The sequence below is a fragment of the Sphingomonas trueperi genome (assembly GCF_011927635.1).
Lineage (GTDB): Bacteria > Pseudomonadota > Alphaproteobacteria > Sphingomonadales > Sphingomonadaceae > Sphingomonas > Sphingomonas trueperi.
In genome coordinates this window covers 626,421-648,840 of the sequence record NZ_JAATJB010000001.1, presented here as the reverse complement: position 1 = coordinate 648,840, position 22,420 = coordinate 626,421, and the positions used below count along the sequence as shown (strand labels likewise).

The 22,420-nt window shown below is 69.0% G+C and carries 21 protein-coding genes; 9 read left to right on the top strand and 12 right to left on the bottom strand.

Going from position 1 to position 22,420, the window contains the following annotated elements; translation table 11 throughout:
* Positions 1–6 precede the first annotated feature (6 nt).
* From GGR89_RS03005 to GGR89_RS02995, 3 genes are all read left to right on the top strand, one after another.
* Positions 7–684, top strand: a complete 678-nt coding sequence (locus GGR89_RS03005; RefSeq protein WP_125976821.1) for an HAD family hydrolase — start codon at positions 7–9, stop codon at positions 682–684.
* Between the two features lie 91 nt (positions 685–775).
* Positions 776–2,485 (top strand): histidine kinase famiy protein, encoded by a 1,710-nt coding sequence (locus tag GGR89_RS03000; protein ID WP_125976822.1) that lies wholly within the window; start codon positions 776–778, stop codon positions 2,483–2,485.
* Entirely contained in the window at positions 2,482–5,076 is a 2,595-nt protein-coding gene (locus tag GGR89_RS02995; RefSeq protein ID WP_125976823.1) for a PAS domain-containing protein, read from the top strand. The genes GGR89_RS03000 and GGR89_RS02995 overlap by 4 nt, the downstream gene beginning before the upstream one ends.
* A gap of 4 nt (positions 5,077–5,080) precedes the next feature.
* Here the strand turns inward: GGR89_RS02995 and GGR89_RS02990 are convergent, their stop codons facing one another.
* From GGR89_RS02990 to GGR89_RS02965, 6 genes are all read right to left on the bottom strand, one after another.
* The gene (locus tag GGR89_RS02990) at positions 5,081–6,022 is read right to left on the bottom strand and encodes a Gfo/Idh/MocA family oxidoreductase (RefSeq protein ID WP_125976824.1); all 942 of its coding nucleotides are present in this window, start codon (positions 6,020–6,022) and stop codon (positions 5,081–5,083) included.
* Positions 6,023–6,045: 23 nt separating this feature from the next.
* Positions 6,046–6,891 (bottom strand): class III extradiol dioxygenase subunit beta, encoded by an 846-nt coding sequence (locus GGR89_RS02985; protein ID WP_125976825.1) that lies wholly within the window; start codon positions 6,889–6,891, stop codon positions 6,046–6,048.
* Positions 6,891–7,295, bottom strand: coding sequence for a protocatechuate 4,5-dioxygenase subunit alpha (gene ligA, locus GGR89_RS02980; protein ID WP_125976826.1), 405 nt, complete (start codon positions 7,293–7,295; stop codon positions 6,891–6,893). Before ligA ends, GGR89_RS02985 begins: the two co-directional genes overlap by 1 nt.
* Entirely contained in the window at positions 7,292–8,317 is a 1,026-nt protein-coding gene (locus GGR89_RS02975) for an amidohydrolase family protein (protein WP_125976827.1), read from the bottom strand. The genes ligA and GGR89_RS02975 overlap by 4 nt, the downstream gene beginning before the upstream one ends.
* Positions 8,314–9,186, bottom strand: coding sequence for a DUF1932 domain-containing protein (locus GGR89_RS02970; RefSeq protein WP_125976828.1), 873 nt, complete (start codon positions 9,184–9,186; stop codon positions 8,314–8,316). The genes GGR89_RS02975 and GGR89_RS02970 overlap by 4 nt, the downstream gene beginning before the upstream one ends.
* A gap of 64 nt (positions 9,187–9,250) precedes the next feature.
* On the bottom strand, positions 9,251–10,408 hold the full coding sequence (locus GGR89_RS02965) for a LysR family transcriptional regulator (protein ID WP_125976829.1): 1,158 nt from the start codon (positions 10,406–10,408) through the stop codon (positions 9,251–9,253).
* 100 nt (positions 10,409–10,508) lie between these two features.
* On the opposite strand from GGR89_RS02965, the gene ligK reads away from it, so the two are divergent.
* From ligK to GGR89_RS02940, 5 genes are all read left to right on the top strand, one after another.
* Positions 10,509–11,183, top strand: a complete 675-nt coding sequence (gene ligK, locus GGR89_RS02960) for a 4-carboxy-4-hydroxy-2-oxoadipate aldolase/oxaloacetate decarboxylase (protein ID WP_125976830.1) — start codon at positions 10,509–10,511, stop codon at positions 11,181–11,183.
* A 201-nt stretch (positions 11,184–11,384) separates the two neighbouring features.
* On the top strand, positions 11,385–12,437 hold the full coding sequence (locus tag GGR89_RS02955; RefSeq protein ID WP_167712703.1) for a 4-oxalomesaconate tautomerase: 1,053 nt from the start codon (positions 11,385–11,387) through the stop codon (positions 12,435–12,437).
* Positions 12,434–13,309, top strand: coding sequence for an amidohydrolase family protein (locus GGR89_RS02950; protein ID WP_125976832.1), 876 nt, complete (start codon positions 12,434–12,436; stop codon positions 13,307–13,309). The genes GGR89_RS02955 and GGR89_RS02950 overlap by 4 nt, the downstream gene beginning before the upstream one ends.
* A gap of 126 nt (positions 13,310–13,435) precedes the next feature.
* Positions 13,436–14,551 carry a polysaccharide pyruvyl transferase family protein gene (locus tag GGR89_RS02945; RefSeq protein ID WP_125976833.1) on the top strand — a complete coding sequence of 372 codons (1,116 nt, stop codon included), beginning with the start codon at positions 13,436–13,438 and terminating at the stop codon, positions 14,549–14,551.
* Positions 14,552–14,630: 79 nt separating this feature from the next.
* On the top strand, positions 14,631–15,908 hold the full coding sequence (locus tag GGR89_RS02940) for a Coenzyme F420 hydrogenase/dehydrogenase, beta subunit C-terminal domain (RefSeq protein WP_206434315.1): 1,278 nt from the start codon (positions 14,631–14,633) through the stop codon (positions 15,906–15,908).
* A gap of 42 nt (positions 15,909–15,950) precedes the next feature.
* Here GGR89_RS02940 and GGR89_RS02935 read toward each other — a convergent pair whose 3' ends face one another.
* Entirely contained in the window at positions 15,951–16,853 is a 903-nt protein-coding gene (locus GGR89_RS02935; RefSeq protein WP_125976835.1) for a manganese catalase family protein, read from the bottom strand.
* Positions 16,854–17,109: 256 nt separating this feature from the next.
* On the opposite strand from GGR89_RS02935, the gene GGR89_RS02930 reads away from it, so the two are divergent.
* Positions 17,110–17,352 (top strand): hypothetical protein, encoded by a 243-nt coding sequence (locus GGR89_RS02930; RefSeq protein WP_125976836.1) that lies wholly within the window; start codon positions 17,110–17,112, stop codon positions 17,350–17,352.
* 57 nt (positions 17,353–17,409) lie between these two features.
* Here GGR89_RS02930 and GGR89_RS02925 read toward each other — a convergent pair whose 3' ends face one another.
* The 5 genes from GGR89_RS02925 to GGR89_RS02905 form a co-directional block, all read right to left on the bottom strand.
* Positions 17,410–17,892: a hypothetical protein gene (locus GGR89_RS02925; RefSeq protein ID WP_125976837.1), complete on the bottom strand. Its 483-nt coding sequence runs from the start codon at positions 17,890–17,892 to the stop codon at positions 17,410–17,412.
* Positions 17,893–18,019: 127 nt separating this feature from the next.
* The gene (locus tag GGR89_RS02920) at positions 18,020–18,388 is read right to left on the bottom strand and encodes a hypothetical protein (protein ID WP_125976838.1); all 369 of its coding nucleotides are present in this window, start codon (positions 18,386–18,388) and stop codon (positions 18,020–18,022) included.
* A gap of 78 nt (positions 18,389–18,466) precedes the next feature.
* Positions 18,467–20,428, bottom strand: a complete 1,962-nt coding sequence (gene ftsH, locus GGR89_RS02915) for an ATP-dependent zinc metalloprotease FtsH (protein ID WP_125976839.1) — start codon at positions 20,426–20,428, stop codon at positions 18,467–18,469.
* A gap of 68 nt (positions 20,429–20,496) precedes the next feature.
* The gene (gene tilS / locus GGR89_RS02910) at positions 20,497–21,510 is read right to left on the bottom strand and encodes a tRNA lysidine(34) synthetase TilS (protein ID WP_125976840.1); all 1,014 of its coding nucleotides are present in this window, start codon (positions 21,508–21,510) and stop codon (positions 20,497–20,499) included.
* On the bottom strand, positions 21,488–22,396 hold the full coding sequence (locus GGR89_RS02905) for a tol-pal system YbgF family protein (protein ID WP_125976841.1): 909 nt from the start codon (positions 22,394–22,396) through the stop codon (positions 21,488–21,490). The genes tilS and GGR89_RS02905 overlap by 23 nt, the downstream gene beginning before the upstream one ends.
* Positions 22,397–22,420: the final 24 nt, after the last annotated feature.

Sequence of the window (22,420 nt, the reverse complement as noted above, 5' to 3'; positions counted from 1 at the left end):
AGCGCAATGCAACGCCTCGCCATCTACGACATGGACAAGACCATCACCGCGAAACCGACCTGGACGCGGTTCCTGTTGCACGTCGCGCGCACCCGCGCGCCGTGGCGGCTGGGGCTGTTCCCGGTGGTGGGGCTGGGCGGCCTCGCCTATCTGGCGCGCCGCGTCGATCGCGCGGGGCTCAAGCGGCTGTCGCACCGGCTGCTGCTCGGCCGCGCGCTGCCGCCCGCCGAAATGACCGTGGTGGCCGAGGCCTTTGCCGATCTGGAGCTGCAGAAGGGCGTGCTGCAGGGCGCGCGCGCGCAGATCGCGGCCGATCGCGCCGCCGGCTACCGGCTGGTGATGGCGACCGCCTCTCACCGCTATTATGCCGAGGCGATCGGCAAACGGCTGGGCTTCGACGACGTGATCGCGACCAATGCGAAGCGGGACGGGCAAGGGCATATTCTCTCCGAACTCGAGGGCGAGAACTGTTACGGGCCCGTAAAGCTCCACATGATCGAAAATTGGCTGGCGGCAGAGGGTCTGCTGCGCGCTAACTGTTACGTCCGCGCCTATTCGGACCATGTTTCGGACGCGCCGCTGCTCGGCTGGGCGGACGAGGCGTTCGCGGTCAACGCGCATGGCCCGCTGGCGAAGCTGGCCGCGGCGCGCGGCTGGTCACAACTGGACTGGCGGCAACCCTGAAATTTTCCTATGCTTCCAAAAGGTTCGCAACCGAAACGGCGTTTCGCGCATTTGTCTGGCGGGTTGCTGTGATCACGAGGAAGCCAGACGCGTGCAGACTGACGACGAGCACAAGCCCGCCGCGACCGGAGAAGCGGCCGGCGACCTGAAGGATTCGACCTCCTACAGCCCGACGGGCAATCACCCGACGCACCATTGGAAGCGCGCGGTCATCGACACGCCCGGCCTCGGCGATCGCAGCACGGTGTTCTTCGCCGCGCTGCAGATGACGCGCATGCCGATGATCCTCACCGACCCGCGGCAGGACGACAATCCGATCGTCTTCGCCAACAAGGCGTTCCTCGACCTTACCGGCTATGAGGAGCACGAGATCCTCGGCCGCAACTGCCGCTTCCTCCAGGGCGCCGAGACCGATCGCGATGCCGTGGCCGAGCTGCGCGCCGCGATCGACGCCAAGGAAGCGATCGCGCTGGAGCTGATCAACTATCGCCGCGACGGCAGCTCGTTCTGGAACGCGGTGTTCATCGCGCCGGTGCTCGGGCCCGATGGCGAGCTGCTCTACTTCTTCGCCAGCCAGCTCGACGTGACGCGGCGGCGCGAATCCGAACAATCCTTCCGCCAGGCGCAGAAGATGGAGGCGATCGGCCAGCTCACCGCCGGCCTGGCGCACGATTTCAACAATCTGCTCCAGGTCGTCTCGGGCAATATCGACATCGTCGCAAGCCAGGTGGAGGACGAGCGCCACCGCCGGCTGCTGACCAACGCCGCGCGCGCCGCCGATCGCGGATCGAAGCTCACCCGCCAGCTGCTCGCCTTTGCGCGCAAGACCCGGCTGGAGCCCAAGACCGTCGACATGAACCAGCTGATCCACGAGTTCGGCGACCTGCTCGACAACACCGTCGGCGCGCAGATCCGGCTGGTCACCGCGCTCGAGCGTCGGCTGCCGGCGGTGCAGGTCGATCCCACCCATCTCGAAATGGCGATCCTCAATGTGCTGCTCAACGCGCGCGACGCCATGCCCAAGGGCGGCACCGTCACGATCGGGACGCGGTTGTGGAAGCTCAACGGCGATGCGCCGATGCACCAGCTGCCCGAGGGCGAGTATGTCGTCCTGACGATTCGCGACGAGGGCACCGGCATGCCCGACCATGTCCGCCGCCGCGCGACCGAGCCCTTCTTCACCACCAAAGGTGCCGAGCGCGGCACCGGGCTGGGGCTTGCGATGGTGCATGGTTTCGTCCAGCAATCGCTGGGGCGGCTGGAAATCGACAGCGCGCCCGGCGAGGGGACCGAGATCCGCATGCTGTTCCCTGTTGCCAATGCCACGACCGGGACCGCACCCGCCGCCCCCGCGCCGAAACAGGCGACCGGCCAGGGCGCGACCGGCGGCAGCGAAACCATCCTGCTGGTCGAGGACAGCGACGACGTGCGCGCGCTGGCGCAGGAGCAGATCGCCGCGCTCGGCTACCGCGTCGTGCTCGCGTCGAGCGGCGAAGAGGCGCTGGAGCGGCTCAGGACAGAGACGATCGACCTGCTGTTCACCGACATCGTCATGCCCGGCGGCATGAGCGGGCTCGAGCTGGTCGAGCAGTTCCGCGAGGCCCATCCGGAGACGCCGGTGCTGATGACCACCGGCTACAACGAGGACCTCGTCGCCGACATTCCGCGCGGCTCGAACCTCGACGTGATCGGCAAGCCCTATCGCCGCGAGCAGCTGGCCGACCGCATTCGTGCGGCGCTCGACCGGCGCACGTCCGGGGCCCGCCGCGCCGTCAATCCGATCGTGCCTGCCGAGGGATGACCCCACCGGCGGGCCTCGACGCCGCCAGCGCGACACCGCTCGATCGGCTGATCGCGGCGCGGGACTGGTCGGACTCGCCGCTCGGCCTGCCCGAGACCTGGCCGCGCTGCCTGCGCGACGCGCTGACGCTGATGCTGCCATCGCACGCCCAGGTCGCGATCTTCTGGGGGCCGGACGATGTCGCGCTGTACAATGCCGCCTACGCCCAGACGATCGGCAACAAGCATCCGGATGCGCTCGGCAACCCCGCCCAGCCCTATTGGGCGGAGAGCTGGGACGAGCTGGGGCCGATGCTCGCCCATGTGCGAACCACCGGCAAGACGCTCTCCGCGCGCGACCGGCGCTTCTACACCGAACGCCATGGCTTCGGCGAAATCGTCTATTTCGACATTTCGATGTCGCCGGTGCGCGATGAAGACGGCGCGGTCGGCGGGGTGATGTCGGTCGTCTCCGAGACGACCGAGCGGGTGAAGGCCGATCGCCGGCTGCGCGAGAGCGAGGCGGCGCTGCGGGCCAGTGAAGGGCTCGCCCGCGAGCAGGCCGACGAGCTTGCGGTGATGTACGACAACTCGCCGGTAGGGCTGGCGGTGCTCGATACCGATCTGCGCTACATCCGGATCAACCGCCAGCTTGCCGAGTGGAACGGAATCCCGGTGGCCGACCATATCGGTCGCCACGTCAGCGAGATCGTGCCCGAGCTCACCGACCAGGTGGCGGCCGCGCTGCTCCGGGTGCTCGCCGGCGAGCCGCTGCTCGGCATCGAGATCACCGGACCCACGCGCGCGCGGCCCGACGGGACCTCCACCTGGCGCCAGAACTGGGTGCCGATCTATAATTGGAACGGCGAGATCCACCAGATCGCCATTTCGTGCGAGGACGTGAGCGAGGAACGCAACGCCCAGGCCGCACTGGAGACGCTCAATCGCGTCGGCGCGGCGCTCTCGGCCGAGCATGACCTCGAACGGCTGGTGCAGATGCTCACCGATGCGGGGGTGGCGCTGACCGGCGCCAGCGTCGGTGCCTTCTTCCACAATGTGATGGACGAAAGCGGCGAGCGGTTGCACCTGTTCACGCTCTCCGGCGAGGATCGCGACCGCTTTGAATCGCTCGGGCGGCCGCGTGCCACCGCGGTGTTCGCGCCGATCTTCCGCAATGTGGTGATGCGCTCCGACGACGTGACCCGCGAGCCGGACTATGGCCAGAACACGCCGCATCACGGCATGCCGGCGGGCCACCCCGTCGTCACCAGCTATCTCGCCGTGCCCGTCGTGTCGCGCGATCGCTCGGTCCTGGGCGGGCTGCTGTTCGGCCATTCGCTGCCCGGCCGCTTCACCGCCCGGCACGAGGAACTGGCGCGCACCCTCGCCGCACAAGCCGCGGTCGCGATCGACAATGCCGGGCTGATCGCCGATGTCCGAGCCGCCAACGAGACGCTCGAACGCCGCGTCGAGGAACGCACCGCCGCGCTGCGCGAGACCGAGGCGGCGCTGCGCCAGAGCCAGAAGATGGAGGCGATGGGCCAGCTGACCGGCGGCGTTGCGCACGATTTCAACAATCTGCTGACCCCGATCATCGGCAGCCTCGACCTGATCCTGCGCAAGCGCGGCGACGATCCGGTGCTGCACCGGCTGCTCGACGGCGCGATGCGCTCGGCGGAGCGGGCGAGCACGCTCGTCCAGCGGCTGCTTGCCTTCGCCCGACGCCAGCCGCTCCAGCCCGCGCCGGTCGACATGGCGGTGCTGGTCGACGGCATGGTGCCGCTGCTCGCCAGCACGCTCGGCCCCAAGATCGCGCTGTCGGTGACCAAGCCCGAGGCGCTGCCGCCCGCCCGCGCCGATGCCAACCAGCTGGAGATGGCACTGCTCAACCTGGCGGTGAACGCGCGCGACGCGATGCCCGAGGGCGGTGCGCTCGAAGTGCGGCTGGGGTTGGGCAACGCGGGCGATGCGCCGACGCCGCTACCCGCAGGGCGCTATGTGCGGCTGGCGGTGCGCGACACCGGATCGGGGATGGACGCAGGCACCCTCGCCCGCGCGATCGAGCCCTTCTTCTCCACCAAGGGCGTCGGCCGCGGCACCGGGCTCGGCCTGTCGATGGTCCATGGCTTGGCGAGCCAGCTGGGCGGCACGCTGGGGCTGTCGAGCCGGCTGGGCGAAGGCACCGAAGTCGAGCTGTGGCTGCCGGTCAGCGCCGAGGCGCTCGCCGCCCACGAAGCGCCGCAGCGCCACGAGCCGCATGACGGCGCCGGCACGGTGCTGCTGGTCGACGACGAGGATATCGTGCGCGGCACGGCCGCCGAAATGCTGCAGGCGCTCGGCTATCAGGTGCAGCTGGCCGACTCCGCCGAAGCAGCGCTGGCGATGCTCGACAGGGGCCTGGTGCCCGACCTGCTCGTCACCGATCACCTGATGCCGGGGATGACCGGCACCGACCTCGCACGCGCGGTGCAGGCGCGGCTCGGCGCGCTGCCGACGCTGATCGTCTCGGGTTATGCCGGTGTCGAAGGGCTGGGGCGCGACTTCGCGCATCTCCCCAAGCCCTTCCGCCAGGCCGACCTCGCCCGCGCGCTCACCCTGCTCGGGGTGCGCTGACTTCTCAGCCCGCCAGCTGGGTCTCCAGCTGCCCGAGCACGCGGTAGCAATCGAGCACTTTGCCCACCGAACTGTTCGGCTCGCGCCCCTCGCGGATGGCTGACACGAACTCGCGGTCCTGCAGCTCGATGCCGTTCATCGACACGTCCACCTGGCTCACGTCGATCGGCTCTTCCTTGCCGTTCACCAGATCGTCGTAGCGGGCGATGTAGGTCCCGTTGTCGCAGATGTAGCGGAAGAAGGTACCCAGCGGCCCGTCATTGTTGAAGCTGAGCGACAGGGTGCAGATCGCCCCGCTTTCGCTCTTGAGCTGGATCGACATGTCCATCGCGATGCCGAGCTCGGGATGGATCGGCCCCTGCACCGCATGCGCCTGGACGATTCGGCCCGCCTGATAGGCGAACAGGTCCACCGTGTGCGCGGCATGGTGCCACAGCAGATGGTCGGTCCAGCTGCGCGGCTGGCCCTTGGCATTGATGTTCTTGCGGCGGAAGAAATAGGTCTGCACGTCCATCTGCTGGACGGCGAGTTCGCCCGCCACGATGCGGTGGTGGACCCATTGGTGGCTCGGATTGAAGCGCCGGGTATGGCCGACCATGCAGACCAGCCCGGTCTCCTGCTGCTTGGCGAGCACGGCCTGCGAATCCGCCCAGCTGTCCGCCAGCGGGATCTCGACCTGGACATGCTTGCCGGCCTCCATGCAGGCGATCGCCTGTGCGGCATGCATCTGGGTGGGGGTGCAGAGGATCACCGCGTCGACATCGTCGCGGGCGAGCGCGTCGGCCAGCTCGGTCGAGTGGTGCCGGGCGCCATATTTCTCGGCGATGGCGGCGGCCTGCTCGGCGGTGCGGCTGATGATCGAGGTGATCTCCACCCCGTCGATCTTCTGCAGGCCGTCGAGATGCTTTTCGCCGAACGCGCCGGCACCGGCCAGGGCAATACGCATGGATGTCTCCTGTAAGTCGTGGGTCAGCGGACGGGTTCGAGCACGAGATGCCCGACCGCGGTGTTGGAAGCGGGCACGTGGTAATGGCGGTGCAGCGCCCGCACGTCGCGCCCCAGCGCGCCGCGCATGATCAGCCACATCACCATCTCGATCCCTTCGGACCCGGTCTCGCGCAGGTATTCGATATGCGGGATGGCGCGGAGTTCGTCGCCATAGGGGCCGCTCATCCAGTCGAGGAAGCGATTGTCCCACTCGGCATTGATCAGCCCGGCGCGCGGCCCCTGGAGCTGGTGGCTCATACCCCCGGTGCCCCATACCTGCACGTTCAGATCCTCGGGATAGCTCTCGACCGCGCGCGCGATCGCCTCGCCGAGCAGCCAGCAGCGATTGCCCGAGGGCGGCGGATAGGTGACGACGTTCACCGCCAGCGGCACGACCCGGACCGGCCATGCCTCGGGCTGGCCGAACATCAGGCTCATCGGCACGGTGAGGCCGTGATCGACCTGCATCTCGTTGACGATGGTCAGGTCGAACTCGTCGAGGATACAGCTCTGCGCGATGTGCCAGGCGAGATCGGGATGGCCGATCACGTCCGGCACCGGCCGCGGCCCCCAGCCCTCGTCGCAGATGCCATAGCGCTCGGCGCAGCCGATCGCGAAGGTCGGGATGATCCGCATGTCGAAGGCCGAGGCATGGTCGTTATAGACCAGGATCACGACGTCGGGCTTCTCGCCCGCGATCCATTGCCTCGACCAGTCATAGCCGGCGAACACCGGCTGCCAATAGGGCTCGGCCGTCTTGCCGAGATCGATCGCCGCGCCCACGGCGGGGACGTGGCTGGTCGCGACGCCCGCGGTAATCCGTGCCATCAACGCTTCTCCCGGATCGAGCGGACGCCCTGCGGGCTACGGCCGCCGGCGACCATCATCGCCTGATACTCCTCAGGGCGCATCCCCGTCATCGTGCCCACCGCCTGCAGGAAGCTGAGGCCGTCGGTGGAGAAGAGCTTGGCGAGAAAATAGATGTTGCCGCCCAGATCGAGGCAGCGATTGTAATCACGATCGAGCAGCGCCTGCTTCTGCTCCTCGGTGAGCGGCCACGCGTCGAGATAGGCGCGCTCGTCGGCCTTGAAGCGTTCGCGGTTTTCCGCCGTCATCAGGCTCATGGCGAACTGGTTCATCCAATAGCCGCGCCGCGCCCGTGCCGCCGTGTAGACACGGGTGCCGGGAATATCCTCCAGCTCGGCCAGATATTCGTGGATGTCCGTGCTCATAGCCCCCGCGCCTTCAGCTTGGCGTCGAGCAGCGGGAAGACGCGGCGGGCATTGCCCTCGAAGATCGCGTGGCGCTCCGCCTCGGGCAGGTTCAGCGCGTCGACATAGCGCTTGGTGTCGTCGAAATAATGCCCGGTGGTGGGATCGATGCCGCGCACCGCGCCGACCATCTCGGAGCCGAACAGGATGTTCTTCGTGTCGATCACATCGGCCAGCAGATTGATGCCCGGCTGGTGATAGACGCAGGTATCGAAGAAGATGTTGTGCATGAGATGCTCGTCGAGCGACGGCTTCTTGAGCATGTCCGCCAGGCCCCGATAGCGGCCCCAATGATAGGGCACCGCGCCGCCGCCATGGGGCACGATGAAGCGCAGCGTCGGGAAATCCTTGAACAGATCGCCTTCGAGCAGCTGCATGAAGGCGATCGTGTCCGCCGCGATGTAATAGCCGCCGGTCGCGTGCATCGCCGGGTTGCAGCTGCCCGAGACGTGGATCATCGCCGGCACGTCCAGCGCGACCATCTTCTCGTAGAAGGGGTACCAGTAGCGGTCGGTGAGCGGCGGGTGGGTGAAGTGGCCGCCGCCCGGATCGGGATTGAGGTTGCAGCCGATGAAGCCGAGTTCGGTGACGCAGCGCTCCAGCTCCTCGATCGAGCCCTGCATATCGGCCTTGGGGCTCTGCGGCAGCATGCACACGCCGACGAACGTCTCGGGGTAGAGGGCGACGACGCGCGCGATCAGGTCGTTGCAGCGCCGCGCCCATTCCTTCGCCACGCCCTCGTCGCCGACATGCGGGGCCATCGCCGAGGCGCGCGGCGAGAAGATGGTGAGGTCGGCGCCGCGTTCCTGGATCAGGCGCAGCTGGTTGGCCTCGATCGTCGCGCGAATCTCGTCGTCGCTGATCTCGGGATAGGGCGGCGGCGTTTCGCCGGCGTTGAACGCGGCCTTCTGCGCCTCGCGCCAGGCGTCGTGCGCCTTGGGCAGCACGGTGTAGTGGCCGTGGCAGTCGATGATCATCGTCATGCGGATTTCGTCCTCTCCTCGATCGCGGCGAGCTTGGGCCCCAGCCCCTCGGGCGGGGTACCGAGCCCCAGCGCGCCGATCGCGCGCTGCCGCTCGACCGTGCCGCGGGTCATGGCGGCGCCGGTGCCCAGCGCCTCCAGCGTCTTGACCACTTCCTCCATCTCGGCGGCGCGGCGCAGCCCGTGGACCAGCATGCGGTCGAGATTATAGTCGGCACGCGTCTCCCAGGGACGCTGGCGCTCGCTGGCGTCGAGCGAGGCGAGCACCGCATCGCGCACCCCCGCTGCCTCGGCCGCGAGCATGCATTCGGCGGTCAGCGCCTCCATGCCCTTGATCATCACCGACCGGATCATCTTGATCGACGAGGCCCGGCCGACCGCATCACCGACAATGTCGATGCTCTGGAAGCCGAGGGCGGCAAGCACCGAGGCCGCAGCCTGCGCCTGTCCGCCGCTGAGCAGCACCGGGACGGCGAGGCGGGCGGGATCGACCGGGGCAAGGATCGCGAGATCGACATAGTGTGCACCCGCCGCTTCCACCGCCCGCGCCGCTGCCTGCTTGGTCTGCGGCGCGACGCTGTTGCCGTCGCAATAGAGCGCACCCGGCGCCAGATGCGGCGCGGCGGCTTGCGCCACGGCAAGCGCCTGGTCGGCGGTGACGAGCGACAGGACCAGCGGGCGGTAGGCCAGTGCTTCGGCCAGCGTCGCCGCGCCCTCGACCCCGGCCTCGGCATAGCGCGCGTGCATCGCGGCGGCCGCGGTGCCGTCGGTCTTGCGATCGAACACGCGTGCGCCGGCCTCCCAGCCGCCGGCCCGCGCGAAGGTCGAACCCGCCTCTCCAAAGCCGATCAGGGCGATCCTGTCTTGCATGGTGCCCGGCATGGCCGAGCGCCGACCGGGCGACCAATCGAATCCGCCGCCCCGCTATAAGTTTTTACGTATAGAGCGTCGCCGCCGAGGCATGGAGCGTCGCCAGGAACGCTGCCTGTGCGCGGGTAGGCCGCCAGTCCGCGCGGTGGGTCACCCCTATCGTCCGCGTGACGGCACCCGGCGCCGGCCCCAGATCGACGAGCAGCCCGCTGGCCAGTTCCACCGACAGCTGGTCGACCGAGAGCAGGGTCAGCTCGTCACCCGCCTGGAGCAGCTCGCGGATCGTCATCACTGATCCGCATTCGATCGGCACGGGCGGCAGCGGGCCACCGAGTGCGGCGAACAGATTGCGCCACAAGGTGCGCAGCGGCGTGCCCTCGGGGGGCACGATCCAGCCATGGCGATGCAGCGCCGCGAGCCGATCGGGCGCGGCCGCCAGCGGGTGCCCGGCGCGCGCGATGATCGTCGGCCTATCGTCGAACAGCCGCGCCTGGACGAGGTCCGGCCCCAGCGTCTCGGGATCGCGCAGCGCGCCGATCATCAGGTCGACCTCGCCGTCGCGCAAGGGTCCGACCAGCTCGCCATGCGCGCCTTCGTGGATCAGCAGGTCGATGCCCATGTGGGCGCGGCGGAAGGCATTGATCGCATGGGGCAACAGCCGCGCACGGCAGAGCGGCATCGCCCCGATCGAGATCCGGCCCGACGTTCGCCCGAGCAGTTCGCCGAGATCCTCCACCCCCGCGCGCAGCTCGGCAAGCGCCAGCCGCAGCCGCCGCGCTACCTGCGCCCCATGATGGGTGAGCACCAGCCCCCGCCCCCGCCGGTCGACGAGTCGCTGCCCCAGCGCCAGCCCGAGATCGCCGACCGCGCGGTGCAGCGAGGAAACCGTCACCCCCGCCGCCTGCGCCGCCGCCGGGTAGCTCCCCCGCTGGGCCAGCGCGACGAACGCCCGCAGCTGCGCCGCCGTCACCCGGTTGCTGCCGATCAGCCGCAGCGCCGCCTCCACCCGCGGGGCGAGCCGCGCGGCGGCCTCGGTCGGCATCATGCCGGTCGCGCGCCGCTCAAACAGCGCGAGCCCCAGCTGCGCCTCCAGCTTGGCGATGCCCTGGGTCGCCGCCGGCTGGGTGAGATTCACCGCCTCCGCCGCGCGGCTGACGCTGCCCAGCCGCACCGCGGCGGCCATCGCGGCGAGATGGCGGATATTGAGCTGATCGACCTGCACACACGACGATTAGCAAAAACTAATGACCTTGCCATCCTTCCGATTGGCTCGGCTGGCGCCATGCGCGCACCTCCACCGGCAAAAGACCAGAGGAGCTGCCATGTCGGGCATCGTCGTCCAGAACATCGAACGCGCCGATCCTGCGGTGATCGACGGCCTCGCCCATGCCGGCGTCGCCACGGTGCACGAGGCGCAGGGCCGCACCGGGCTGCTCGCGCCGCACCTGCGGCCGATCTATGCCGGCGCGCGGATCGCGGGCAGCGCCGTCACCATCTCCGCGCCGCCGGGCGACAATTGGATGGTCCATGTCGCGATCGAACAGCTGCGCGAAGGCGACATCCTCGTGCTCGCGCCGACCAGCCCCTGCACCGACGGCTATTTCGGCGACCTGCTCGCCACCTCGGCGCAGGCGCGCGGCTGCCGCGGCCTGATCATCGACGCGGGCGTGCGCGACGTGCGCGACCTGACCGCGATGGGCTTTCCGGTCTGGTCCAAGGCGGTGCACGCGCAGGGCACGATCAAGGCGACGCTCGGCTCGGTCAACGTGACGGTGGTCTGCGCCAATGCGCTGGTCAACGCCGGCGACGTGATCGTGGCGGATGACGACGGCGTGTGCGTGGTACCGCGCGGCAACGCCGCTGCCGTGCTGGAGAAGGCGCAGGCCCGCGAAGCCGCCGAGGAGGCCAAGCGCCAGCGGCTGGCGGCCGGCGAGCTCGGGCTCGACATCTACGCCATGCGCCCCCGCCTCGCCGAGATGGGCCTGAAATATGTGTGAGCAGTACGCCCAGTCCTCCCCCGGCTTGCCGGGGGAGGGGGACCGTTCGCGCAGCGAATGGTGGAGGGGCCGCGCCGAAGGCGCGGGTGCCGATCGCCGCCGGGATGCCGCCGCTCGCGCGGCGTCCCCTCCACCACACCCTGCGGGCGCGGTCCCCCTCCCCGAGCGATGCTCGGGGAGGATCGTGCGGGTGTACGCCGCATGACCGCCGCCCGGGTGATGTGGATGCGCGGCGGCACCTCGAAGGGCGCGTTCTTCCTCTCCGAGGATCTGCCCGCCGACACCGCCGCGCGCGATGCCTTCCTGCTGCGCATCATGGGCTCGCCCGATCCGCGCCAGATCGACGGCATGGGCGGCGGCGACCCGCTGACCAGCAAGGTGGCGGTGGTGCGCAAATCCAGCCGCGAGGGCGCCGATGTCGATTACCTGTTCCTCCAGGTGTTCGTCGACCAGGCGGTCGTTTCCGACGCGCAGAATTGCGGCAATATCCTCGCTGGAATCGGCCCCTTCGCGATCGAACGTGGACTGGTCGAAGCGCAGGACGGCGAGACGCGCGTCCGCGTCTATCTGGTCAATACCGGCCAACAGGCCGTCGCCACGGTGCAGACCCCGCAGGCCCGCGTCACCTATGCCGGCGACGCCCGGATCGACGGCGTGCCCGGCACCGCCGCCCCGATCCCGCTCGAATTCCGCGACACCGCCGGCTCCTCCTGCGGCGCGCTGCTGCCGAGCGGCAATGTCGTGGACGTGGTGGAAGGCGTCCCCGTCACGCTGATCGACAACGGCATGCCCTGCGTGGTGCTGAAGGCGGCGGACGTCGGCGTCACCGGCTATGAGGATCGCGACACGCTCGACGGCGACACCGCGCTCAAGGCCCGCATCGAGGCGATCCGGCTCGCGGTGGGCGAACGCATGCACCTCGGCGACGTGCGCGAGAAGTCGGTGCCCAAGATGATGCTGGTCGCCCCGCCCCGCAACGGCGGCGCGGTGACGGTGCGCAGCTTCATCCCGCACCGCGCCCATGCCTCGATCGGCGTGCTCGGCGCGGTGAGCGTCGCCACCGCCTGCCTGCTGCCGGGCTCGCCTGCGGCCGAGGTCGCGGTGGTGCCCGAGGGCCAGCGCAAGACGCTGTCGGTCGAGCATCCGACCGGCGAGACCACCTGCGTGATGGAGCTGGACGAAACGGGCGCGGTGGTCACCGCCGCGATGCTGCGCACCGCGCGCAAGCTGATGGACGGAGAGGTCTTCGCATGAGCCGCATCACCAGCTGGCACGCCGATCCCAGCGTACCGCGCTTCACCCCGCCCCCCGGCGCGGTGGATGCGCACTGCCATGTCTTCGGCCCGATGGCCGAGTTCCCGTTCAGCGCGAAGGCCAAGTACCTCCCCGAGGATGCCGGGCCCGAGATGTTGTTCGCGCTGCGCGACAGGCTCGGCTTCGCCCGCAACGTGATCGTCCAGGCGAGCTGCCACGGCACCGACAATGCCGCGACGCTCAACGCCATCGCCAAGTCGGAGGGCCGCGCCCGCGGCGTTGCCGTGGTCGATCCGGCGATCAGCGATGCCGAGCTCGAACGCCTGCACGACGGCGGCATTCGCGGCGTGCGCTTCAACTTCCTCAAGCGGCTCGTCGACGATGCGCCCAAGGACAAGTTCCTGGAAGTCGCCCGCCGCATCCAGCCGCTCGGCTGGCATGTGGTGGTCTATTTCGAGGCCGATATCCTCGCCGAGCTCCGGCCCTTCCTCGACGCGATCCCGACGCTGCTGGTGATCGACCATATGGGCCGCCCGGACGTGGCGCAGGGCGCGCACGGCCCCGACATGCAGGCATTCCGCGCGCTGCTCGACAGCCGCCCCGACATCTGGACCAAGGTCACCTGCCCCGACCGGCTCGACGCCAAGGGCCCGCCCTGGGACGATTTCGCGGCCGCGGTGGCGCCGCTGGTCGCCGATTATCCGGACCGCGTGCTGTGGGGCACCGACTGGCCACATCCCAACATGCAGGATGCGATCCCCGATGACGGCGCGCTGGTCGACATGATCCCGCGCATCGCGCCGACGCCGGCGCTTCAGCACAAGCTGCTCGTCGGCAACCCGATGCGGCTGTACTGGCCGGAGGCATGCTGAGGCTGACGTCACCCCTCAATTTTTAGGCTTGAGGCGCAACCGCACGCCCTCCCCCTCGTTCATGGCGAAACCAGAGGGAGGACACCACATGGCTTCGGCCGTTTTCGGCACCGGATGCGCGCGCGCATGAAACTTCCGGGGTCCGACGATTCTTCGACGCTTCTCTACGACTTGCGCAGCGATACGCGCAGTGTCGGCATCCTCACCTTCCATCGCTGCATCAATTACGGCTCCTATTGGCAGGCACGCTGCCTGGCCGAGGGCGTGCATGCGCGCGGCCACCGGGTGATGCTGCTCGATCACGAATGCCCCCGCGTCACCCGCGCCGAATGGCGGGGCGCGCTCCAGCCGACGCTGCCGGTGCGCGCCAGCGCCGGGGATCGCCGCCGCTATGGCGCCAAACTGCGCAAGTTCCTCTGCGCCTTCGATGCGCTGCCGCTCTCGCCGGGCTTCGACCTGGTCGATCCGCTGGAGATGCCGCATGTCGATACCGTGCTGGTCGGCAGCGACGAGGTGTGGAACCTGCGCCACCCCTGGTATGGCGGCGCCTCGATCTTCTTCGGCCAGGGGCTCAACGCCGAATGCGTCGCCGCCTATGCCGCAAGCTTCGGCAGCTATGATGCCGATGCCGGGCTCGATCCCTATTGGCAGGACCAGTTGCGCCGCTTCGACAGGATCGCGGTGCGCGACGCCAACAGCCAGAAGCTGGTGGCAGAGGCGATCGGCAAGGCGCCAATGGTGGTGCTTGATCCCTGCCTGCAATTCCCGCCCCAGTCCGACGCGGCGACGCCGGTGCCCGCGGGTCGCTACGCGCTGGTCTATGGCCACGGCCTGCCCGAGGATTTCGCCGCGGCGGCGCGCAACTGGGCAACGGCGCGCGGCATCCGGCTGATCAGCATCGGCTATCGCAACGACTGGGCGGACGAACAATGGCTTGATGCGGGCCCACACGACTTCGCCGCGGCGATGTCGGGGGCGCAGGCGGTGCTGACCAACTTCTTCCATGGCTGCGTGTTCGCACTGCTTAACAAGACGCCCTTCGCCTGCGCGCCTTCGCCCTATCGGATGAACAAGGTGCGCGACCTGACCGAGCTGCTCGGCGCCGAACGGCACCTGCTCGTGCCCGGCGCGCGGATCGATCTCGGCGCGATCCTCGACGTGCCGCTCGATGCCGCAATCGGCGGCAGGATCGCGGCGATGCGCGACCAGTCGAACGCCTATCTGGACAAGGTGCTTGGCTGAGGCGCCCAGCCCGGCCGCCATTAGTCGCTCCGGATTGTGCATCGGCTGCGGCGGCTGTGCGTCGGGCGGGGGCGGGCATATGGGCTGGGACGGCTATCGCCAGCTCAAGCCCCAGGGCCCGCCCGGCTGGCGCGAGACGGCCACGCCGCACTTCGCCGCCACCTGCCCCTTCTCACCCCAGGCGGTGGACGAGAATGCGATCGCCGAGGATCGCTTCCCCGCCGCCCCGGTCGCCGACCCGAGGATCGGTCGGTTCGAGGCCGCCTATGTCGGCCATGTCGCCGAGGGCGACTTCCGCGCCGGGGGCAGTTCGGGCGGGATGGTCAGCTGGGTCGCCGCCGAGCTGCTCCGCCGCGGGCTGATCGACGGCGTCGCGCATGTCGTGCCGCTGCCCGGCCCCGCCGCGCCGCATTTCGGCTACCGCATCTCGCGCAGCCTCGACCAGATCGCCGAGGGCGCGCGCTCGCGCTACCATCCGGTCCACCTCGCCCATGTGCTCGACGAGATCCGACGGGTGCCGGGCCGCTATGCGGTGGTCGGCGTGCCCTGCTTCGTCAAGGCGGTGCACCTCGCCCGCGCTGCCGAGCCGGTGCTCGCCGAGCGGATCACCGCAACGCTCGGGCTGTTCTGCGGCCATATGAAGAGCGGGCGGCTGGTCGACAGCTTCGCCTGGCAGCTGGACGTCGACCCAGACGGGGTGACCGCCGTCGATTATCGCCGCAAGGACGCCGATCGCCCCGCCAACTGGTACACCGCGCACCTGACCCTCGCCGACGGCAGCGCGCGCTGGCAGGACTGGTGGCATCTGGCCGACGGCGACTGGGGCGCGGGGTTCTTCCAGAACAGCGCGTGCAACCTATGCGACGACGTCGTCGCGGAAACCGCCGACATCGCGTTCGGCGATGCCTGGGTGGAGCCCTATGCCTCCGACGGCCGCGGCACCAACGTCGTGATCGTCCGCGCGCCGGTGCTACGCGACATAGTGGCGGCGGCGATCGGCGAGGGACGGCTGGCGCTGGAGTCCGTGGACGCCGACTTCATCGCAGGCACGCAGGATGCCGGGCTGCGGCATCGCCGCGAGGGCCTGGCCTATCGGCTGACCTGGACGCGGCGGGGGATCCGCCCGAAGAAGCGCGTGGCGCCCAGCGCCGCCGGGATTGGATGGCGGCGCAAGCTTGTCTATCGCACCCGCGCCGGGATTGCCGCCTGGAGCCACCGCATCGCCTGGGCGGCGGATCGGGTGGGGATGCCGGGGCTGTACATCCGCTGGGCCAAGGCCTCGCTCGGCCTCTACCAGGCGCTCACCTATTCGCGCGGTAGGCTCGGCGCCTGGCTCGACAGGCTGGAGCGCCGCTGAAGCAAGACCCGGCCGAGCAGCATGCCCGGCCGGGCCGAAGCCTCACGCTTCGACGTCGCTCTTGGTCCGCCCCGCGCCAGGGCCAGCGGCGAGATCGGCGCCGGTGGTCGGGTTGGTCGAAGGATCGGACTTGGTCCGCTCGGCCAGCTGGCTGAGCGCGGCGGTGTCGGCCGAACCCAGCGTCACCGTCGGCATACCGTCGCCATCGTCGGCGGGCAGCGTCTGCTGGAGATCGTCGACCCGGTCCCATTCCGGCCCGTCGTTCCACGGACCGCGCATGTCGCCTTCGCCCTGCGAGGTGTTGACGTACATGCTCGCATATTCCGGCACGCCCGGCAGCTTGCCCGGCGGGAAATTGTCCTCGATCGCATAGAGCGCCTTCTCGAACGACTTCTGGTGCGCCACCTCGCGCGTCATCAGGAACTTGAGCGCGTCCTGGATGCCGGCATCGTCGGTGAGGTTGATCAGCCGCTCATAGACGATCTTGGCGCGGCTCTCGGCGGCGATGTTCGAGCGCAGGTCGCAGGTCGGGTCGCCGCGGCTGTCGACATAGGCCGCCGTCCACGGCACGCCCGCCGAATTGGTCAGCGCCGGGCCGCCGCCATAGAGGATCGCCTGGGTGTGGCTGTTCCCCCCTTGCGTCAGCGACATGTACAGCTCGGCCTCTTCCATGTCGCCTTCCGAGATATGCGCTTTCACGCCCTTGTTGAGCATCGCGACGATCGATCCGATCACCTCGAGATGGCTCAGCTCCTCGGTGGCGATGTCGAGCAGCAGGTCCTTGCGGCCGGGATCGTCCTCGGCGAGGCCCTGGGTGAAATAGCGCATCGCCGCGGCCAGCTCGCCATCGGGGCCGCCGAACTGCTCGAGCATCAGCGAGGCGAGCACCGGGTTGGGCTCGGCCACGCGCACGGTATATTGCAGGCGTTTGTTGTGCATGAACATGCCGTCTCTCCTTAAGTGGTACGGGGAGAGAGCGGATGGGCTTCGACATGGTTCACATAGTTCGGTTATGATCGATTCTTTTTCGCCATAACGTGCATCAATTCTAGCACTGTTCGTACGATACTGCGCGGGTCGTTCCGGCTTCTTCAACATGGCTGGTGGCGCAGCGCTGAACGACTTGGCCGATCAGCGGAACGGCCATGCGCACCGCTTCGTTGATTTGCGAGCGCAACACGAACAATCAGGAGCTTGGCGAATGAGCGACAAACAGCCGATGCAGGCGAGCGGCGGCGGTGCGCAAAAGGGCGCGCCCGACGGTGTCTCGGACGTGGAGACGCAGGGGCGGCCCAAAGGCGAGAGCGAAGGCGGCGCCTATCCGAATCCCTATCCGGAAAAGGCGAAGAAGGAAGGCCCCGGCCACCTGATGGGCCATGGCGGGCAGAGCCATATAAACTATGAGGGCGGGCCCAACCCCAACGCGACCACCAAGGGGGAGTAGCAACATCCGACTCCTGCCTTCTCTGCCCCCTCCCGCTTGCGGGAGGGGGCAGAGACGTCACCCCACCATCGACGCGAGGGCTTGCGCGCCGCCCGGCTCGATCGAGGTTGGCTTGTCAGCCGTCACCGACGGCGTCTCCGCCGCGGCCGCGCTCTCGGCCTCCTCCTGTCCGACCGGCAACGTCTTCCCCGTGGTGCGATCCAGCCCGATCGCCGTCACGATATCGATCACCGTTGCCGCCGCGACGAAGGCGATCGCGCCCCAGACCGCCTTGTTCTGCGGCGCCCGCCGCGCGGCGAGGCCGAGCGCGGCGATGTCCATCGCGTCGCCGGCCACCCGGTTCCACACGCGGACGCTATGCGCCGGTCCGGAAAGCAGCGCCGCGCCCGCCAGCAGCTCGCGCGCGCCGAACGCCCGCACCACGCCGTCATGGTCTTCCGCGGACAAGCCCCGCGCAATGCGCTTCGACGCGGCGAGTTCGGCGATGCCGAGCCCGATCGAGAAAACGCCCAGTCCAAATCCCAGCTTGCGATAGTCCATCGGTCCGCTCCTTGCGCTTCGTATGCTCGATGCGCCCGGCATTGCGGTGCCGGACGGCGACCCACCAACTGCCTGCAAACAACGGCCGTTCCGAGGATTTCGCCAATACTATCCTATGTTTGCAGGATCACTTGCAGGGGAAGCGCTGCTGCATCATCGCAGCGAACGCCGCCTTCACGCTGATCCCGCGCTGCGCCGGCGGGATCTTCTCGAACGCGGCGATCAGATCCTTGCTGCCCATCTTGCTCTGCCCCTTGGGCGGCGGGCAGCTGCTCGGCTTCTTGCCCGCGGCGGCGGCTGCAGCGAGGTCGCCGCGATAGGCATCGGAGGCGCCTTCCACTTCCCGCTTCAGCACGCCGATGTCCGAGGAGAACATCGCCATCGCGCCCTTGGCCTTGAGCGCGTTCACCTTGGCGAGGAACTCGGCCACGCTCATCGCCTGGGCGGGCACCGCCACCAGCATCAGTCCACCGGCCGCCAGAAACAGTCGTCGCATAGGAAAAACGCTCCCGGGAAGGGTTCCCGGAAGCGTTCTCTAACGGTGCGAAGCGGACCCTGGCAATGCCGGGGAGCGTCAGGCCCCCTGCGGTGCCGGGTTGCCGAACGGATCCTTGAGCTTGCGCGTCTTGGGGATCGAGGTGCCGCCCACCGCGGGCATGCCCGGCGTGCCGGTGGGGTCGCCGCGATCCAGCGTCTCGCCGGCGATCAGCTTCTTGATCTCCTCGCCGGTCAGCGTCTCATATTCGAGCAGCGCCAGCGCGATGGTGTGGAGCTGGTCGATATGATCGCCCAGGATCTGCCGGGCGCGGTTGAGGCCCTGCTCGACGAAGCGCTTCACCTCGGCATCGATCAGCCGCGCGGTCTCGTCCGACATCGGCTTGGAACGCGCCACCGAATAGCCGGTGAAGCTGTCCTCGCTCTCCGAAAAGTCGAGCGGGCCGAGATTGTCCGACAGGCCCCATTTGGTGACCATCGCGCGGGCGAGACGGGTCGCCTGCATGATGTCGTTCGAGGCGCCCGAGCTCACCTTGTCATAGCCGAAGATCAGTTCCTCGGCGACGCGGCCGCCGAACGCCACGGCGATGTCGGCGTGCATCTTGTCGCGGTGATAGCTGTACGAATCGCGCTCCGGCAGCGGCTGGACCATGCCGAGGGCAAAACCGCGCGGGATGATCGTCGCCTTGTGGATCGGATCGGCGGTCGGCTCGTGCGCGAACACCAGGGCGTGGCCGGCTTCGTGATAGGCGGTCATCCGCTTCTCGTCGTCGGTCATCACCATCGAGCGGCGCTCGGCGCCCATCAGCACCTTGTCGCGGGCGTCGTCGAATTCCTGCGCCGCCACCAGCCGCTTGCCGCGACGGGCCGCGAGCAGCGCCGCCTCGTTGACGAGGTTGGCGAGATCGGCACCCGAGAAGCCCGGCGTGCCGCGCGCGATGACGCGGGCGTCGACGTCGGGTGCGATCGGCACCTTCTTCATGTGCACCTGCAGGATCTTCACGCGGCCCTCGATATCGGGGCGCGGCACCTGCACCTGGCGGTCGAAGCGGCCCGGACGCAGCAGCGCCGGATCGAGCACGTCGGGGCGGTTGGTCGCCGCGACGATGATGATGCCTTCGTTCGCCTCGAAGCCGTCCATCTCGACCAGCAGCTGGTTCAGCGTCTGCTCGCGCTCGTCATTCTGGTTGCCCAGACCGGCGCCGCGCGAACGGCCGACCGCGTCGATTTCGTCGATGAAGACGATGCACGGCGCCGACTTCTTGGCCTGTTCGAACATGTCGCGGACACGGCTCGCGCCGACGCCGACGAACATCTCGACGAAGTCCGAACCCGAAATGGTGAAGAAGGGCACGCCCGCCTCGCCGGCGATCGCGCGGGCGAGCAGCGTCTTGCCGGTACCGGGCGAGCCGACCAGCAGCGCGCCCTTGGGGATCTTGCCACCGAGGCGTGCGAACTTCGACGGGTCCTTGAGGAACTCGACGATCTCCTGCAGCTCCTCGCGCGCCTCGTCGATGCCCGCGACGTCGTCGAAGGTGACCTTGCCTTCCTTCTGCGTCAGCAGGCGGGCGCGGCTCTTGCCGAAGCCCATAGCGCCCGAACCCGAATTCTTCTGCATCTGGCGCAGCACGAAGAAGGCGATGCCGAGGAAGAGCAGGAAGGGCAGCGACTGGACGAGGATATATTGCCAGATCGACGGGCTGTCCTCGGGCCGTGCGTTGATCACCACGCCCTTCGAGCGCAGCGTCTCGACCAGCTTGGGATCGCCCGGATTGTTGGTGCGGAACTTGCCCTCGCTGGTGCTGCCGGTGATCACCCCGGAGCCGACCGCGATGTTGACGTCCTTGACGTCGCCCGACTGCACCTTGTCGAGGAAGGTCGAATAGGGAATCGCATTGCCCGCGGGCTGCGCGGTGCGAGTGTCGAACAAGGTGACGAACAGCGCCAGGGCTGCGAGAATACCTACCCAGATGAGCAGGCTCTTCATCCAGGGGTTGTTGCCCCCGTTTTCCGGACCCTGCTGCTTGCCGTTATCGCTCATCGTGTACCCGGTACCTTTCAAGCCCTAAGATAGGCGCGGCGGCGTCAATGACAATGGAACAACGTCGATCATGGTGATCGATGCGGGGGCGCCGGCGCGAAGCGCCAGCGGGGCCCCGGTCGCACCACGACTCCGGCCAAGGTCGCCACCTTCCCGGCATCCACCGCGGCGATCAGCCGGTCAAGCCCGGAACCGCGCAGGGGCGGGGCGTCGGCCGTGGTTTTGAGCGCGCGGGCGACAAGGCGGCGGCGGAGTTCGCGCGGGAGACCGGCAAGGTCGAGCGCGACCTTGCGATCCTCGACCTGCGCGCGCGCGGCCCATTCGCGCTCGGCCATCCAGTCCAGCGCGGCCTCGGCATCGCGGAGGTTGGTCGCGGCGAGGGCGAGGCGTGCGGGCGGCAGTTCAGGCGTCTCGGCGAGCAGGCGTCGGACCCGGCTGCGGTCGAAGCGGGGGTGGCGGTTGGAGGGGTCCTCGACGGGCGCGATGCCGGCGGCGTGGACCAAGGCAGCCAGCTCGGCGCGCGACCAGCCGAGCAGCGGGCGGACCAGCATGGTCGGCGCGCCGATGCGGAGCGGCCGGCAGGGCAGCATCGCGGCGAGGCCGCCCAGCCCCGCCCCGCGCCGGGCGCGCAGGAGGAAGGTTTCGGCGAGATCGTCCTGCTGGTGGGCCACGGCGACCCACGGGGCAGCAGCGGCGCTCGCCCAGTCGGCGAGGCAACGATAACGCATCGCCCGCGCACGATCCTGCAGGTTGCCGCCTGCCAGCATTTCGGGACGGGGCGGCAGGATCGCATGGGGCACGCCGATGCGCGCGCAGAGCGTGCCGACGAATGCGGCTTCCTCTGCCGATTCCGCGCGCAGGCCGTGATCGACCGTTGCGGCGACCACGGCACCGGGAAAGGCGGCACGGGCGAGGAGCAGCAGCGCCAGGCTGTCCGTGCCCCCCGAAACGGCAACGCCGACCGGTGCCTCCGCGCCGGGCACCTGCCCGGCTGCCGCGCGCCAGTCGGCGAGGAAGCGGGCGACGTCCGCGCCCGCGATCGCGTCGATCAGCGACGCGTCACTTGCAGCGCTGATCCGCACGGCCCTTGGCGACGCCCGCGCGCATCTCGGCCGAGAGCCCGGGGCCATAGACCTTGTTCAGCTCGTCATAGACCTTGCAGACCTCGCCCGACGGCTTGTTCAGCTTCACCAGCGCCTGGGCGAGATAATAGAGGCTGTCCGGCGCGCGCTCGCCATTGGGGTCCTTGGTGTAGTTCTCGTACAGCGCCACCGCCGCGAGGCTCGGCTTGTTGTCGTCGAGATAGACGCGGCCGAGCAGGTTGCGCGCGAAGCTGGCGCGCTTGCCGGAGGGGTACTTGGCCTTGTACTGCTCCAGCGCCTTGGCGGCTTCCGGGTAGAGCTTGGCCTGCCACAGGCGGAAGCCGTAGAGATACAGGTCTTCGCCCGCATCGCCGGTGCTCGGCTTCTCCACCGCCGCGACCTTGGCGGCACGATCGCCCGAAGGCTGCGCCGATGAAGCCGCCGAATTGCCGGAAGCGGCAACGGCGCCGTCGGTCGGCATGGCATCGGCAACCGGCTGCGGCGTCTCCAGCGCCTTCACCCGCGCGTCGTTGGCGGCCTTGTAGGCGCCGAACGCCTCTTCCAGCTGGCGCATGCGATACTGGTTCTGCTCGATCTGGCCGGTCATCGTCTGGATCTGGCTTTCCAGCGCCGCGACGCGCTCGGTCAGGTCGGCAAGCGGGCTGGTCGCGGGCACGCCGGGGGGCGTGTTGTCGACCTGCTGGGTGATCTGCGGCTCGACGGTCATGCCGGCACCGCCGGGGAACACCTTGCGCTGCACCGCGCGCATCTCGCGCTCCAGCTTGTCGACGCGCTGACCGACATTGCCGTCCTGGGCCTGCGCCATCGCGGTGCCGTTGAAGCCGAACGCGGCAAAGGCCAGTGCCGCTGCGAGAGCAATACGCATCGTCGATCAATCCTTACGCGCCTC

What these genes read in the sequence shown, in the direction of transcription:
- GGR89_RS03005 (WP_125976821.1), top strand. Translation starts at nt 7, where the DNA reads ATGCAACGCCTCGCCATCTACGACATGGACAAGACCATCACCGCGAAA.
- GGR89_RS02995 (WP_125976823.1), top strand. Translation starts at nt 2,482, where the DNA reads ATGACCCCACCGGCGGGCCTCGACGCCGCCAGCGCGACACCGCTCGAT.
- GGR89_RS02990 (WP_125976824.1), bottom strand. Translation starts at nt 6,022, where the DNA reads ATGCGTATTGCCCTGGCCGGTGCCGGCGCGTTCGGCGAAAAGCATCTC.
- GGR89_RS02985 (WP_125976825.1), bottom strand. Translation starts at nt 6,891, where the DNA reads ATGGCACGGATTACCGCGGGCGTCGCGACCAGCCACGTCCCCGCCGTG.
- ligA (WP_125976826.1), bottom strand. Translation starts at nt 7,295, where the DNA reads ATGAGCACGGACATCCACGAATATCTGGCCGAGCTGGAGGATATTCCC.
- GGR89_RS02975 (WP_125976827.1), bottom strand. Translation starts at nt 8,317, where the DNA reads ATGACGATGATCATCGACTGCCACGGCCACTACACCGTGCTGCCCAAG.
- GGR89_RS02970 (WP_125976828.1), bottom strand. Translation starts at nt 9,186, where the DNA reads ATGCAAGACAGGATCGCCCTGATCGGCTTTGGAGAGGCGGGTTCGACC.
- ligK (WP_125976830.1), top strand. Translation starts at nt 10,509, where the DNA reads ATGTCGGGCATCGTCGTCCAGAACATCGAACGCGCCGATCCTGCGGTG.
- GGR89_RS02955 (WP_167712703.1), top strand. Translation starts at nt 11,385, where the DNA reads ATGACCGCCGCCCGGGTGATGTGGATGCGCGGCGGCACCTCGAAGGGC.
- GGR89_RS02950 (WP_125976832.1), top strand. Translation starts at nt 12,434, where the DNA reads ATGAGCCGCATCACCAGCTGGCACGCCGATCCCAGCGTACCGCGCTTC.
- GGR89_RS02945 (WP_125976833.1), top strand. Translation starts at nt 13,436, where the DNA reads ATGAAACTTCCGGGGTCCGACGATTCTTCGACGCTTCTCTACGACTTG.
- GGR89_RS02940 (WP_206434315.1), top strand. Translation starts at nt 14,631, where the DNA reads ATGGGCTGGGACGGCTATCGCCAGCTCAAGCCCCAGGGCCCGCCCGGC.
- GGR89_RS02935 (WP_125976835.1), bottom strand. Translation starts at nt 16,853, where the DNA reads ATGTTCATGCACAACAAACGCCTGCAATATACCGTGCGCGTGGCCGAG.
- GGR89_RS02930 (WP_125976836.1), top strand. Translation starts at nt 17,110, where the DNA reads ATGAGCGACAAACAGCCGATGCAGGCGAGCGGCGGCGGTGCGCAAAAG.
- GGR89_RS02925 (WP_125976837.1), bottom strand. Translation starts at nt 17,892, where the DNA reads ATGGACTATCGCAAGCTGGGATTTGGACTGGGCGTTTTCTCGATCGGG.
- GGR89_RS02920 (WP_125976838.1), bottom strand. Translation starts at nt 18,388, where the DNA reads ATGCGACGACTGTTTCTGGCGGCCGGTGGACTGATGCTGGTGGCGGTG.
- ftsH (WP_125976839.1), bottom strand. Translation starts at nt 20,428, where the DNA reads ATGAGCGATAACGGCAAGCAGCAGGGTCCGGAAAACGGGGGCAACAAC.
- GGR89_RS02905 (WP_125976841.1), bottom strand. Translation starts at nt 22,396, where the DNA reads ATGCGTATTGCTCTCGCAGCGGCACTGGCCTTTGCCGCGTTCGGCTTC.